Raw genomic sequence first — 14,436 nt, forward strand, 5'->3', positions numbered from 1 at the left:
CGCAGTTCTAGAACCGGTCAGTAAGACAAGTGGTCCCGGCGGGGATCTGGATGGTGATCCCGCACCAGTCCCCCGCCGGGACTTCGACATTTCGCAGCCGCTCTCAGCGACCGCACTTCCCTTTTTCTGAGGAGAGTTCGCGATGACCATAATGGCTCCCGCTCACGCTGACACCACCACCGATCCCCGCGACCCGATGGGTCGCCTGCAGCGTTTCTTCGACCCCGGCACCTTGCTGCCGCTGCACCCGCGCGACAAGTCCGGCGTGCTCGCCGCGATCGGCGAGGTCGATGGTGTCCGCACCGTGGCCTACTGCTCCGATGCCACCGTCATGGGCGGCGCCATGGGCGTCGAGGGTTGCAAGCACATCGTCGATGCGATCGATACCGCCATCGACTCCAAGATTCCCGTTGTCGGCCTCTGGCATTCGGGCGGCGCCCGGCTCGCCGAGGGCGTCGAGGCCCTGCACGCCGTCGGACTGGTCTTCGAGGCCATGGTCCGCGCGTCGGGTCAGGTTCCGCAGATCTCCGTGGTGCTCGGCTTCGCCGCCGGTGGCGCCGCCTACGGTCCCGCGTTGACCGATATCGTGATCATGGCTCCCGAGGGGCGCGTCTTCGTGACCGGCCCGGACATCGTCAAGACGGTGACCGGCGAGAGCGTGGACATGGCGACCCTGGGCGGTCCGATCACGCACGGCAAGAAGTCCGGCGTCTGCCATATCGTCGCCGATGACGAGTCCGATGCCATGCACCGCGCGCGCCGCCTGGTCTCGATGTTCGCCGAACAGGGCGAATTCGATCTGGCCGCCGCCGAGCACGGGGACGTCGATCTCAAGGCCATGATGCCGGAGTCGGCCAAGCGCGCCTACGACGTCAAGCCGATCATCAACGAACTGCTCGACAATGTCGACGGCGAAAGCTCTTTCGAGGAACTGCAGGGCGGGTACGCGCGCTCCATGGTGGTGGGTCTGGGCCGGCTCGGCGGGCGCACCGTCGGCGTGCTGGCCAACAACCCGATCCGCCTGGGCGGCTGCCTGAACTCCGAAAGCGCCGAGAAGGCTTCGCGTTTCGTGCGGCTGTGCAACGCGTTCGGCATTCCGCTGATCGTGGTCACCGACGTCCCGGGTTACCTGCCCGGCGTCTCGCAGGAGTTCGAGGGCGTGGTGCGCCGCGGCGCGAAGTTGTTGCACGCCTTCGCCGAGGCTCGGGTTCCGCGCGTCACCCTGGTGACCCGCAAGATCTACGGCGGCGCCTACATCGCCATGAACGCGCGCTCGCTCGGCGCCACCGCGGTCTACGCGTGGCCCGGGTCCGAGGTCGCGGTCATGGGCGCCAAGGCCGCGGTCGGCATTCTGCACAAGAAGGCCCTGGCCGCGGCGCCGGAATCCGAGCGCGAGGCCATGCTGGAGCGGCTGACCGCCGAGCACGAGGCGATCGCCGGTGGCGTGCAGCGCGCCATGGACATCGGGGTGGTGGACGCGGTCATCGATCCGGCCAAGACCCGGTCCACGATCGCCGCCGCGCTGGCCGCGGCGCCGTCGCGGGCGCAGCACAACAAGAACATTCCGCTGTAAGCGATTGCGGGACAACGCAAACGGGCTGCCTCGGATGAGGCGGCCCGTTTGCTTTCGCGCCCACTCCCCGCCATTCCGGCATGACACGCAGGGCGAGCGCCGGAGGATGTTCCGGCGCGGTCGGTATGGTCGGGTGAGTGCGTACCCCCCTCAGGATTCTCACCTTGTTCGCGGTACCCGTACTGGCGGTGGCCGGTTGCTCGTCGGGTCCGGAGCAGCCGAAATCGGTGGCCGAGCGATTCGCGGACGCCCTGACCGCAGACGATGTCTCGGCCGCGGCGGCGCTCACCGACGATCCGAAGGCGGCTGCCGATGCGCTCGGGCCGCTGTACGACGGGCTGGGCAAGCAGGTGAAGTTCGAATTGCGGGAATCCAAGAAGGACGGCGGGGACGGGACTTTCACCCTGGCCGCCACCTGGAAGCTGGGGCAGGACGGCAAGAACGAGTGGAGTTACACCACGTCGGGGACCGCCAAGGATGCCGACGGGTGGAAGGTGCACTGGAATCCGGCGACGGTCGCGCCCGGACTGGATCAGGGGCCGCTGAGTTACGGGGCGGCGTACGCGAAACCGGCGCGGATTCTCGATTCCGGTGGCGGGGAATTGATGACGCAGCAGGTCGTGACGCTGGTGAATCTGGCCCCGGGCGCCGATACCGGGGCGGCCGCCGCGCTGCTGGGCCCGGTGTCGCCGGGCATCACGGCCGGGTCGCTGGCCGCGGATCTGGCTGGGGCGCAGGGTAAGACGGTCACCGCGATCACGCTCCGCGAGGGCGATATCGCGCCGATCGAACAGCAGCTGGCGGCGGTGCCGGGCGTCACGCTGGTGAAACAGACCCGCCTGCTCACCAATGACCGTGCACTGGCCTCGCCGACCCTGTCGGGCCTGGCCGATCTGTGGCAGCAGCAGGCCGATGCCGCGACCGGCTGGGCGGTTCGGGCCACCACCGCCGACGGCAGCACGATGCGCATCGCGGGACAGGACGCGAAGCCGACCGAGGATATTCGCAGCACCCTCGATATCGGCTGGCAGCGCGCGGCGGAAGCCGCCCTCGCGCCGATCGGCCAGGCGGCGGCGATCGTCGCCCTGCAGCCCTCGACCGGCAATGTGCTTGCCATGGCCCAGAATTCGGCCGCCGACGCGCAGGGCCCGATCGCGCTGACCGGCCTCTATCCGCCCGGTTCGACCTTCAAGACGGTCACGGTGTCGGCAGCGCTGCAAGCCGGCCTGGTCACCCCCGACACCGTGGTGGCCTGCCCGGGCAGCGCGAATATCGAAGGCCGCGTCATCCCGAACGACAACAACTTCGACCTCGGAAACGTCCCCCTGCACACCGCCTTCGCCAAATCCTGCAACACCACCATGGGCAAGCTCGCCGTCCAGCTGCCCGCCGACGGCCTCACGAACGCCGGCCTGCAACTGGGTCTCGGAATCGATTACCTGACACCGGGACTGACCACGGTCACCGGCAAGGTCCCGGCCGCCGACACCCCCGCCGCCCGCGTCGAAGCCGGCATCGGCCAGGGCACCGTGGTGGCGACCCCGTTCGGCATGGCCATGGTCGCGGCCTCCATCGCCCGCGGTTCGGTCCCCGCCCCCACCGTGGTGACCGGCCAACCCGGCAAACCGGACCGGACTCCCCCGGCGCTGCCCGCCGACATCCCCGCCCAGATCAAACCCATGATGCGCGAGACCGTCACCGCCGGCACCGCCACCGCCCTCAACGACATCCCCGACCTGATGGGCAAGACCGGCACCGCCGAATACATCGACGACAAACACGCCCACGGCTGGTTCGTCGGCATCTCCGGCGACCTGGCCTTCGCCGTCTTCATCAACGACGCGGGCAGTTCCGGCCCGGCCGTGGAAGCGGCGGGCCGCATGCTGCGCGCACCGCGCTGAGGTTCGAACCCCTCTTCCGGCGTGCTCGCACGCAGTTGCGGGCCGGTTTCATCCAATTCCTCCGTCATTCCGGCACGCATCGGGCCGGAATCCCGCTGGCTGCCGGTGAGATCCCGGCTGAGAACACGCCGGGATGACACTGGGGACGCGCACACGAGTCAGGGCGGTCGGGCAGGGATGGCGCCTGCCCGCGGCCGCGTCGCTACTTCCCGCTCGGGCGGATGTTCGCGTTGTGGTGGAAGACGTTGTGGGGGTCCCACAATGCTTTGAGGTCGGCGAGACGTGAGTATTTGTCGCCGTAGGTGTCTCGGACGCGTTGCTGGTCGTCGTCGGCGAGGAAATTGATGTAGCCGGCGCCTGACCGGGCGTGGGGGCGGAGGGCGTCCCAGCAGTCGCGGACCCATTGGCGTTCGGCGGCGTATTGGGACGGATCGACGCACAAGGCGCTGATATTGATGCCCCAGCAGGGGCGGCGGGAGCCGCCGAAGGCGGTGGCGGCGTCGGGGGTTTCGGAGTATCTGCCGCGCATCGGGAAGATCGGCATGATCGAGAGCGGGGAGCCGCTGTGCTGGAACTGCTCGATCATGGTGGCGATCACCTCGGTGCTGAGATCGTCGACGTAGAGCGCCTTTTCGTAGGCGGGCAGGCCGCGTGGCGCGCCCTCGTCGAACATCTGCTGGAGCGCGGTGTAGGGCATGGGCGTGACGAGTTCCCAGGCGGGGGCGGGGGTCGCGGCACGCAGCGGTTGCACGACCGCGGCGAGTTCCTCGGGGGTATCGAAGCCGACTATCGCCACCACGAATCCCGGTGTGAAGTGGTATTTCTCGGGGACGAAGGGGGCGGGCGGGGCGTGCACGGCCATGATCGCGGCGCAGTAGCCGGGCGGCAGGGCTTCGACCAGGTCCCGGCCCGCGGCGAAGCCGGCGGCACCGTCCTCGGGGGTCCAGCACAGCAGGGTCGCCTGTGCCAGCGGCGGGAGATCGTGCAGGGCGAAGGTGAATTCGGTGACGATGCCGAAGTTGCCGCCGCCACCGCGCAGTGCCCAGAGCAGGTCCGGGTTCTCGTCCGCCGATGCCGTGACGATGCGGCCGTCGGCGGTGACGACCTCGGCGGAAACCACACTGTCGCAGGACAATCCGTTTCGCAGGGTGAGCCAGCCCATGCCGCCGCCCAGGGTCAGGCCGCCGACGCCGGTGGTGCTGATGAAACCGCCGGTCACCGCCAGGGCATGAGCCGTGGTCGCGCCGTCGACCTGCGCCCAGGTCGCGCCGCCACCGACGCGGGCGAGTCTCGCGGCCGGATCCACCGTGACGGCGTCGAGCCCGCCCAGGTCGATCAGCATGGCGTCGTCGGCGACCGCGTGCCCGGCATAGTTGTGCCCGCCGCCGCGCACGGTCAGGTCCATGCCGTACTGGCGCGCCTGCCGCACCGCCTCCGCTACCCCGGCCGCGCTGTCCGGGCGGACGATGAGCGCCGGCCGGCGATCGATGCCGCCGTTCCAGACCTGGCGCGCCAGGTCGTACTCCGCATCGCCCGGGCCGATCACCGGCCCGCCGATGGCCGCCCGCAGTTTCTCGATATCCACGCCGACAGTGGTCATGGGTCCAGCTCCTTCGATCCTGTTCGCCGCCGGTCGGGGCGAATGCCAGGGTGCGGTGCGGAGCCAGCTCCGTGCATCGGTCGTTCGGCCTATCCGGCGATGTCGGTGTCACTTTCCCGCTACGGCCATACGGAGCCGGCGGGCCGGGAGTTCAACCAGTTCATCGCACGGATCGGTGACCCGTACCGCGTGGCGGGCCCGATGGGAGCGTCGCGGGCGCTACCCCAGCAATCGGACGTCGGCCACGAAATCGACGATCCGGCCGTCCTCGACCAGATACGCGCCCGGGGTGAGGGCGGCAGCGCCGTAGGAGTCGTCTTCGTACATGAGCCCGACCAGATGCTGGAAAACCATGGTCTGTTCGGCGTCCAGTTCGTACGGCACCGCGAGCAGGCAGGTCCGGCGCGGCACGGCGATCCAGAGCCGATTGCGTTCCAGCGCGTCGTGGGCGTGCCGGAGGGCTTGGGCGTCGAGGATCTTCTCGGCCGAGAAGTCGTAACCGGAACAGTTCGCGACCGGCAGTCCGTAGTGGTCGCTCAGTTCCCAATCGTATTGGAGCAGTGCCAGACTCGCGACGGCCGACGGGTAGAGCATGGGATTCTCCAGGGCCTCGGGCGTGAGGTCGGCCATGGCGTAACCGTCGCCGGTGTCGGTGGCGAGCACGGTGATGGGCGCGGTGGGCGCATTCGCGGTGTGCCAGTACGGGATTCGTTCGCGATGCTCCCAATCCGGCGGCTGCAGCACCGGATAGCGGTGCGCGTCCATGCGATACGCCTCGTAAGCGATGTCCGGATCGTGGAACTGGTCGAGATCGTACCGGTGAACGTGCACGCGATCGTCGCGATCCAGCACCAGCAACAGGTATTCGATGTGCAGGTGCTCCGGTACCGCCAGGTCGGGGCGGCCGCGCACGGCGTCACCGAGGTCCGGGTCGGTGGCGATGAGGTACAGGACGTGGGATCGGCTGCCCCGCTCCACGATTCGGCCGTCGACCACATAGGTCGTGGCGGGCAGGACCCCCGTGCCCTCGTAGTCCAGGTACACGTCCAGGAGCAGCAGATGCCCGGGCCCGCCGGAGACGATGAAGTCGGCGGTGCGCTCCCGCACCGGCCAGTCCGCGCCGCCGCCGATGAGGATCTCGAGATCGGGCCGCTGCGCCAGATAGTCACCGCCGACGGTCACCCGGCCGTCATACAGGGCGCGTTGCAGTTCCACCCGGTCCTCGAACTCGACCCGCGCCGTCTGGAGGTGGTCGAGGAGCAGTTTCGGTGCGGCGGTGGCCATCTCGTCCTCGCTGAAACCGTGGGAGCCGAGCAGTCCGGTGTCGAGTTCCGCCCCGTGCAGCAGGCCCTCGGCCGCGAGTTCCAGCGGCGTCGGCAGTCCGGAAGCGTCCTCCAGCACGGCTCCGACCAGTCCCGCCAGGTATTCGAAGTCCTCGTAGCGGGCGGGCCAGGGCAGCCAGCGCTGCCAGCCGCCGTCCGGGTCCATGCTCCAGCCGCCGCGCTGCAATTCCGCTACCCAGTGTTGCGGAAACCTGTGCCGCCCAGGGTAATTCGCATTGGCCGGCAACACGCAGCGCAGGCTCTGGCCGTGCCGGTCGAAGACCACGAAGCGCGCCCCGCGCGCCGACAGTTCGATGCTGCCGCCGGGCGGTAGCGCGAACATCTCCCAGGCCAGCTCGACCGGGAATTCCCGCCAGGCGAGCTCGGCCACCGCTTCCGGCGTCGCGTCCGACCGGTCGCGTCCCAGCCATCCGCCGATCCCCACCCGAAACTCCATCCACTACGAACAACCGGCGCAACTTAGCACGACAATTCGGACATCTGAAGCACCCGAATTCCAGTGTCTGGCCGGAGCATCGTCAGGACAGCAGCCGCACCTTGTCCGCGGATTCGTTCTGGCTCGCGCACTCCTGGTACGGATTCGGATCGCCCTGCCGCTCCCCGCACACCCAGCGCACATTCTCCACGACCACCGCGATATCGCCGCTGGACTGCCCCGCGCGCTGATCCGCGTAGGCGGTCGCGACGGCGGATGCGTTGGGACAGAAGTCATTTCCCTTGGCCGTCGACGCCACCACCGCGAGACCCCAAGGGCCGGTTCCGCATCGCACCAGCTCGTGACCGACCGCGGGAAACGCGGCGGCGGAGGTGGCGGGCACGACGGAGCTCGGGGCGCTACTGGTCGCGGCGGAGGTACCGGAATCGTCGCCGCAGGCCGTCACCCCGCCAGCGAGCGCGATCGTGAAAATTCCGACAGCGATCCTTGCGGCCGTTCCGCGCACGAGCGCCTCCTAGTCGTCTCGACCGAACCCAGGCCCCCTCCCCCGAATTCTGCCCCGCCCCCGCGCGACACGCCGCACGCCACGCGGATCGAGCGATCCCCGCGCCAGCCGACAGCTGGTCGGCCGACCGAATGCGGGCTAGCCGACGTCGCGGCGGAGCCAGGTGACTTCGGCGCCTTCGCCGCCGAGGCGGAAGGGTTCGAGGGCGTCGTCCCAGGAGGTGCCGAGGGCGCGGTCGATTTCGGCGGCGATGTCGTTGGCCGAGCCGCGGCCCTGGGCGCGGGCTTCGGCGACGATGGCGCGCAGCCGCATCTCGCCGACCATGACGTCGCCATTGGCGCTCATGGGCGCGTTCCACAGGCCGAGGCCGGGGACGAAGCTGTAGCGTTCGCCGTCCACGCCTTCGGAGGCGTCCTCGGTGACTTCGAAATAGAGCACGGGCCAATCCCGCAATGCTTTGGCTAATCGGCCACCGGTACCGACCGGGCCGTACCAATCGGTGGTGGCACGCAACTGCCCAGGATCTGCGGGCTGGGCGGTCCATCTGAGTTTGGCGGGAGATTTCAGGGTCGAGGTGAGCGCCCATTCGATATGCGGGCACAGCGCGGCCGGCGACGCATGGATGTAGACGACTCCAGACGTCGCCTCCGCGAACTGGTTCGACGTGCGCACCACTGACACCTCCGGCTCGACGAGGGACGTCTTCCCCAACGACCCGACAGCCGGCGTTGCCCGAGTTTACTGGAGTGCCCGGTGTTACGTGTGTTGCTTTCGGGACGTGTCGCGTGGTGACGCGAACGCGCCGAAGCGCTACTCGAACTCGGCGATGACGGCGTCGCTGAGGGTCGGCCACGCCGCCCGGGCCCAGTCACCGAAATTTTCGTCCGCCAGCGCGAGACACGCCATGCCGACTTCCGGGTCGACCCACAGAAAAGTGCCGGATTGCCCGAAGTGCCCGAAAGTTCGCGGCGAGTTGGCGCCGCCGGTCCAATGCGGGATTTTGTGATCGCGGATTTCGAAACCCAATCCCCAGTCGTTGGGGCGCTGCGACCCGTAGCCGGGAAGTACGCCATTGCGGCCTGGGAATTGCACTGCGGTTGCCTCGGAAAGCAATTCGGCACTCACGATTCGCGGTTCCAGCAATTCTTCGGCGAACCGCAGCAAGTCTGCGACGGAGGAACGTGCGGCATGGCCCGCCGGGCCCGCCAGCACCGACGATGTCATGCCGAGCGGTTCGAAGACGGCCTCGTGCAGGTAGCGGTCGAAGGCGATACCGGTCTGCGCGGCAACGAAATCCGCGAGCACCTCGAACCCCGCGCTGGAGTAGATCCGCCGCGCACCCGGTTCGGCGAGCACCTCGGCGGTGTCGAACGCCAGCCCGGAGGTGTGCGCGAGTAGATGCCGCACCGTGGCGCCGGGCGGTCCGGCGGGCTGCTCCAGCTCCACCGCGCCCTCTTCGATGGCGACCAGAACCGCGTACGCCACAAGCGGTTTCGTCACCGACGCGAGCCTGAACACCCGCTCGGTATCGCCTTCGGCGTCCACCGCGCCCTTACCGCGCAGCACCACCCCGGCCGCCGCATGAGGGACCGGCCACTGTCGAATCTGATCCAGCGCTCGCACTCCCCGAGCCTACGAGCCCGGCCGCGCCGCGTCGCCCCCGGGCCGCGCGGTGGCGAGCTGCTCGGCGGGAGCCCGGTTCAACGCCGAGCGCTTGCGGCCGTAGGTGAAGTAGATGACCAGGCCGACGGCCGACCACAGCGTGAAGGCCAGCCAGGTGACGCCGGGCAGGTGCAGCAGCAGCCAGCCGCACATGGCCACGCCGAGCACCGGCACCAGCGGGACCAGGGTGCGGAAGGTGCGCGGCAGCTCTGGTTTGGTGCGGCGCAGCACCAGCACGCCGATATTCACCAGGCCGAAGGAGACCAGCGTGCCGATATTGGTGGCATTGACCAGCTCGCCCAGCGGGACCAGCGCGGACAGCACCGCGACCACGCCGCCGACGATGAGGGTGTTGACGGTGGGGACACGCTTCCGGCCGACCTTGGACAGCACCGCGGGCATCAGGCCGTCGCGGGACATCGAGACCAGGATGCGGGTCTGGCCGTAGAGCACGGTGAGCACCACCGAGGCGATGGCGATGACCGCGCCGGCCGCGAGAATCGTTGCGGGCCAGCCGCGCCCGGTCACCTGCTCGAGCACGGTGGCCAGGGACGCCCCGGAGCTGCTGACGTCGTCCACGCCGACCGCGCCGACGGCGGTGAGCGCCACCAGCACGTAGACCAGGGTGACGATGCCCAGCGAGATGATGATGGCGCGCGGCAGATCACGCTGCGGGTTCTTGGCTTCCTCGCCCGCGGTGGAGGCCGCGTCGAAGCCGATGAACGAGAAGAACACCATGGACGCCGCCGCGCCGATGCCGGCCACGCCCATCGGGGCGAAGGGGTGCAGGTTGTCGGAGTTGAACGCGGTGACCGCGACGATGACGAAGAACACCAGCACCGCGATCTTGATCATGGTGGTGATGGTGGTGACCCGCGCGCTCTCCCGGACCCCGTCCAGCAGCACGCCCATGGCGATCAGAACCACCACGGCCGCAGGCAGATTCACGACGCCGCCGTCCCCGGGCGGCGCGGACAGCGCTTCCGGAATCCGCCAGCCGATGGTCGACCCCAGAAATTCGTTCAGGTAGGACCCCCACCCCACCGCGACCGCCGCCACCGACACGCCGTACTCCAGCAGCAGGCACCACCCGCACACCCAGGCGATGATCTCGCCGAGCGTGGCATAGGTGTACGAGTACGCCGACCCCGAAACCGGTACCGCCCCCGCGAGTTCCGCGTACGACAGCGCCGAGAACAGCGCCGCCAGCGCCGCGATCACGAACGACACCACCACCGCCGGCCCGGCCAGCGGTGCGGCCTCCCCCAGCACCACGAAGATGCCGGTGCCGAGCGTCGCCCCGACCGACAGCGAGATCAGCGCGACCAGCCCCATGCTCCGCTTCAGCGCGGTGTGTTCGCCGTCCGAGGCGAGCTGCTCGACGGGCTTGGTCCGCAGCAAAGAAGTGGTAATCCGAGATAGTCCGGGCACGTCCGGCGACACTACCTGGTGAGACCCGGCAAACCGACTCGCAGGTCCCGTGTCAAGCGCGCTTTCAAACCCAGGGCTACCCACCGGCTTCCGAACCGATGACGACGGAGGGAGCCCACAGGATGAGGAGGTGGCCGGGCCGGATGACCGGAGACCTCGGCGGTGAGGTCAGAGATAGGTGGCGGTGGAGTCGTAGGGGTTGGCGTGGAGGGCGGACTGCTGCTGGGCGAGGAGGGTGCGGCGGCGGGTGAGGGCGGCTATTTCGTCGTCGAGGCGGGACAGGCCGTCGTGCACGATCTTTCGGGTGCGGTCACAGTGCTGGATGCCCTCGGGCACGACGCACGGGAGGATGGCGCGGATCGCGCGGGTATTGAGACCGGCGTCGAGGAGCTCGCGGATGCGGTGGACGCGGGCGGCGGCCTGGTCGTCGTAGGTGCGATAGCCGTTGGAATCGCGCTGCGGGACAAGAAGTCCCTGCTCCTCGTAGTAGCGGAGCAGGCGCGGGGCGACGCCGGTGGCCTGGGCCAGTTCTCCGATCAGCACTGTGACCTCCGGCACTCGGCGTTGACCTTCACATCCATGTCAATCCCTAACGTCGCCGCCATGACGAACATTTCGCTCTCCACCACCGTTGCCGGATCCGGGCCCGCGATCGTGCTCGCGCACGGGGCGGGCGGTGGCATCGCCGCCAATTTCGGTGGGCTGATTCCGCTGCTCACCGACCGGCACACCGTCATCGGTTCCGATTACCCGGCCGATGACACCCACCTGGATCTGGACGAACTGGCCGACGCCCTGGTGGCGGCGGCGGTCGCGGCGGGGGCGGAGGAGTTCACCATCGTCGGGTACTCGCTCGGCACCGCGGTGGCCGTGCGGGCGGCGGTGCGGCATCCGGACCGGGTGCGCGGGCTGGTGCTGACCGCCGGATTCGCCCGGGCCGACAATCGCACCCGGCTGACCGCGGAACTGTGGCGGCGGCTGCTGGCAGCGGACGATCGGGAAGGTTTCGCACGCATCGTGCTGCTGTCCGGGTTCGACAAGGACTTCGTCAATGCGATTCCGCCGGAGCAGCTTCCGGACCTGCTCGCCATGACCGCCGCGAACATTCCGGGCGGCACCGCCGCGCAGGCCGCACTGGTGATCGCCGCCGATGTCACCGCGGACCTGGCGCGGATCGCGGTGCCGACACTGGTCATCGGGCTCACCGGGGACCTGCTGGTGGATCCGGCCAATGCCCGCGCGCAAGCCGCCGGCATTCCCGGGGCCGAGTACCTCGAGCTGTCCGGCGGGCACGTGGTCATGCTCGAACAGCCCGATCCGTGGCATGCGGCCGTGCTGGAGTTTCTGGAGCGCCGGCCCGCGGTGACGGCCGGCTGACGAGCGGGCACTCCGCGACCGCCGGTTCGCCCCCGGTCGAAACCGACCTGACTCGTCGGTAAGAAATGCGGCTACCATCGGTGGATCATGAATGCGCATGTCACGATCCACGGCGACGTGGAATCCGGATTCGGGCCGGTGGCCGATGCTTTCCGGCGGAATTTCGAACGGCACGGCGAGATCGGCGCGGCGGTGGCCGTGTTCGACGGGAACCGGCCCGTGGTGGACCTGTGGGCGGGTCACCGCGACCGTAAGCGCAAGGTGGCGTGGGAGCGCGACACCATGGCGCCGGTCTGGTCGTCCACCAAGGGCATGACGGCGTTCGTGTTCGCCTCGGCGGTCTCGCGGGGGCTGCTGGACTACGAAGCACCGGTGGCGAAGTACTGGCCGGAGTTCGCGGTGCACGGCAAGGAGGCCATCACCGTCCGGCAGCTGCTGGATCATCAGGCCGGCCTGGCGGCGCTGGACCGGCCGGTGCGGCTGACCGATATGGCGGATCTGGATCGGCTGGCCGGAATCCTCGCCGAGCAGAAGCCGCTGTGGCGGCCGGGAACCCGGCACGGCTATCACCCGATCACGGCGGGCCTGTACCAGGGCGAGCTGATCCGCCGGGTCGATCCGGCGCATCGCACCCTGGGCCGGGTGTTCGCCGAGGACTTCGCCGCGCCGCTCGGCCTCGACTTCTATATCGGCCTGCCGGAAGCGATTCCGCTCGATCGCGTGGCCACCCTCTCGGCCACCGCGGGCCTGGACGTGCTGCGCTACGAGCGAGATCTCCCGCTGCGCATCGGCATTCAGCTCTACACCAAGCAGGGCCTGTCCTTCCGCGCGCTGAACAGCCCGCAGGTCGGCGCGCCCGCCCGCGCCACCCGCCGGGAGTTCCTTTCGGTGGAGAGCCCGGCGGCCGGCGGCGTCGGCACCGCGCGCTCGCTGGCCCGGGTGTACGGCGCGGCGGCCGGCGACACCGGCGAATTGCCGATCGATCGAGAACTGTTGCAGCGCTTGGCCGCCGCCGACACCGCCGACGACGTCCCCGCCGAGGACCTGGTCCTGCTCACCCCGAGCCGCTACCACCTGGGCTTCCGCAAATCGCGCGGCAGTTTCCGGTTCGGCGCCGACAAGCGCGCCTACGGCACCACCGGCTACGGCGGCTCGTTCGGATTCGCCGATCCGGCAACGGGTCTGGGCTTCGGCTACAACATGAATCGGCTCGGCATGGCCGTGCTCGACGATGTGCGTTCCCGCAATCTCCGGGAGGCGCTGCTGCGCTGCCGCTAGGGCCGCAAGTGGATGCCAAGCCCCTCGCAGGCGGGGCGCGTCAGGCTGGGCGCGCTCGGCCCGCGGGGGGCCGTTTCACGGAAAGGGCATGCCATGCGCGTACTCAGGGCAGTTCTGGCCATCGGCTTGACGGCGATCGGGATGATCGGGCCGGCCGGAACGGCGTCAGCCGACGGCGTCGCTCGCGACTACCAGAACTTCGTCTCACCGTCAGGCAATATCGCCTGCTACGTCGGCGGCACCGGAACAGAAGTGCGTTGCGATGCCCTCGAGACGACCTTCACGGCACCCGCCAAGCCGGCCGACTGCAAACGGCCTGGGGCAAGGCCATTCGCTTGAACGCGGACGGCGCGGAGTTCGTCTGCCACGGTGACACCGTGTTCAACACGGGTATTCCGACGCTCGGGTACGGCGAGATCGTCCTGGTGGGCGCCGTCGAATGCGGAATTCACGCCGATATGGGAATGATCTGCACCGCCGGAACCCACGGCTTCCGCCTGTCCCGCGACAGCTACGCGCTGAACTCCTGGTGACCGGCTAGCCGCGCTCGACATCGTGCACGTGGTGCACCAGGTCGTGCGCGAAATACCGCGCCATGGAATCGATGGTGAACGCCGAACCATTGCTGCGCAGCGCCGCCCGGTCGTATTCGGTTTCCGGCACGGATTCGAATGCGGCCGCGGCGATTTCGGCCGCCTCGGCCAGCTGCACGGCGACCTCATCGGCCCGCTGCGCCGCATAGTTCTCGGCCACCGCGGTGACGTCCTGATCCCAGTTGGCGAACATGGGCACCCCGGAGGCGGTCACCGTGACCGTGGTGTCGTACCCGCCGAGCTCCGGGCCGGGCCGCGGGGATGCGGTCCGGGCGATGTCGAGGCGATGGGTGAAGATCCGGCACACGTCCCGCACGTGGGCGGCGTACTCCAGATCCGACCAGGTCGAATCGTCGGGCCGGACAGCGGCTTCCGGGCCTTTCAGCGCCGCGCCCAGCCGGGCGGCGCTGTCGCGGATCAGCCCCGGCACCGTCGCGTACACGGTCGCCTCGGGGTCGAATCCGCATTCGGCGCAGGTGCGTTCCAGCACCCAGGTCCAGTCTTTGGTATCGGCGACGATCGGCATGCCACCCACCGTAGAGTGGCAGAAGATTAACTTCCACCCATATACTGCCAACGATCACCAAGATCGCGACACGTTTGCCGGATGCGATAAATCGGTTTCGCACCCGGCCCGCGTTGACTACCGTCGCAGCCGCAAGATTTCCCTACGAAAGGACACTCCGGTGAACACGCACACGGCTTTCCGCCGACGACTGCGTTCGCTGAGCGCCGCC

At 69.1% G+C, this 14,436-nt stretch carries 13 protein-coding genes; 5 read left to right on the top strand and 8 right to left on the bottom strand.

Annotated features, from left to right (window positions below; genetic code table 11):
- Positions 1–142: 142 nt before the first annotated feature.
- Positions 143–1,573, top strand: coding sequence for an acyl-CoA carboxylase subunit beta (locus LTV02_RS18075; RefSeq protein WP_067719320.1), 1,431 nt, complete (start codon positions 143–145; stop codon positions 1,571–1,573).
- A 137-nt stretch (positions 1,574–1,710) separates the two neighbouring features.
- Positions 1,711–3,474 (top strand): penicillin-binding transpeptidase domain-containing protein, encoded by a 1,764-nt coding sequence (locus tag LTV02_RS18080; protein ID WP_233041094.1) that lies wholly within the window; start codon positions 1,711–1,713, stop codon positions 3,472–3,474.
- 202 nt (positions 3,475–3,676) lie between these two features.
- Here LTV02_RS18080 and LTV02_RS18085 read toward each other — a convergent pair whose 3' ends face one another.
- The 7 genes from LTV02_RS18085 to LTV02_RS18120 all read right to left on the bottom strand — a co-directional run bounded on the left by LTV02_RS18085 (position 3,677) and on the right by LTV02_RS18120 (position 11,009).
- Positions 3,677–5,074 carry an FAD-binding oxidoreductase gene (locus LTV02_RS18085; protein WP_233041095.1) on the bottom strand — a complete coding sequence of 466 codons (1,398 nt, stop codon included), beginning with the start codon at positions 5,072–5,074 and terminating at the stop codon, positions 3,677–3,679.
- Positions 5,075–5,293: 219 nt separating this feature from the next.
- Positions 5,294–6,841, bottom strand: coding sequence for a TY-Chap domain-containing protein (locus LTV02_RS18090; RefSeq protein ID WP_269821634.1), 1,548 nt, complete (start codon positions 6,839–6,841; stop codon positions 5,294–5,296).
- Between the two features lie 94 nt (positions 6,842–6,935).
- The gene (locus LTV02_RS18100; RefSeq protein ID WP_233041097.1) at positions 6,936–7,358 is read right to left on the bottom strand and encodes a hypothetical protein; all 423 of its coding nucleotides are present in this window, start codon (positions 7,356–7,358) and stop codon (positions 6,936–6,938) included.
- A 138-nt stretch (positions 7,359–7,496) separates the two neighbouring features.
- Positions 7,497–8,030, bottom strand: coding sequence for a DUF3145 domain-containing protein (locus LTV02_RS18105; RefSeq protein ID WP_233041098.1), 534 nt, complete (start codon positions 8,028–8,030; stop codon positions 7,497–7,499).
- A gap of 138 nt (positions 8,031–8,168) precedes the next feature.
- Complete coding sequence (locus LTV02_RS18110; RefSeq protein ID WP_233041099.1) at positions 8,169–8,981, bottom strand: serine hydrolase domain-containing protein; 813 nt, start codon at positions 8,979–8,981, stop codon at positions 8,169–8,171.
- A 9-nt stretch (positions 8,982–8,990) separates the two neighbouring features.
- Positions 8,991–10,463 (bottom strand): amino acid permease, encoded by a 1,473-nt coding sequence (locus LTV02_RS18115; RefSeq protein WP_233041100.1) that lies wholly within the window; start codon positions 10,461–10,463, stop codon positions 8,991–8,993.
- A 156-nt stretch (positions 10,464–10,619) separates the two neighbouring features.
- Positions 10,620–11,009, bottom strand: coding sequence for a MerR family transcriptional regulator (locus LTV02_RS18120; RefSeq protein WP_233041101.1), 390 nt, complete (start codon positions 11,007–11,009; stop codon positions 10,620–10,622).
- A gap of 45 nt (positions 11,010–11,054) precedes the next feature.
- Between LTV02_RS18120 and LTV02_RS18125 the strand changes: the two genes are divergently transcribed.
- The 3 genes from LTV02_RS18125 (at position 11,055) to LTV02_RS18135 (ending at position 13,639) form a co-directional block, all read left to right on the top strand.
- Positions 11,055–11,828 carry an alpha/beta fold hydrolase gene (locus LTV02_RS18125; RefSeq protein WP_233041102.1) on the top strand — a complete coding sequence of 258 codons (774 nt, stop codon included), beginning with the start codon at positions 11,055–11,057 and terminating at the stop codon, positions 11,826–11,828.
- An 87-nt stretch (positions 11,829–11,915) separates the two neighbouring features.
- Positions 11,916–13,106 (top strand): serine hydrolase domain-containing protein, encoded by a 1,191-nt coding sequence (locus tag LTV02_RS18130; RefSeq protein ID WP_233041103.1) that lies wholly within the window; start codon positions 11,916–11,918, stop codon positions 13,104–13,106.
- Positions 13,107–13,441: 335 nt separating this feature from the next.
- Entirely contained in the window at positions 13,442–13,639 is a 198-nt protein-coding gene (locus LTV02_RS18135) for a hypothetical protein (RefSeq protein ID WP_233041104.1), read from the top strand.
- A 4-nt stretch (positions 13,640–13,643) separates the two neighbouring features.
- On the opposite strand, the gene LTV02_RS18140 is transcribed toward LTV02_RS18135, so the two are convergent.
- Complete coding sequence (locus tag LTV02_RS18140) at positions 13,644–14,225, bottom strand: DinB family protein (RefSeq protein ID WP_233041105.1); 582 nt, start codon at positions 14,223–14,225, stop codon at positions 13,644–13,646.
- Between the last annotated feature and the right edge of the window lie 211 nt (positions 14,226–14,436).

Source organism: Nocardia yamanashiensis (assembly GCF_021183565.1).
GTDB lineage: Bacteria > Actinomycetota > Actinomycetes > Mycobacteriales > Mycobacteriaceae > Nocardia > Nocardia yamanashiensis.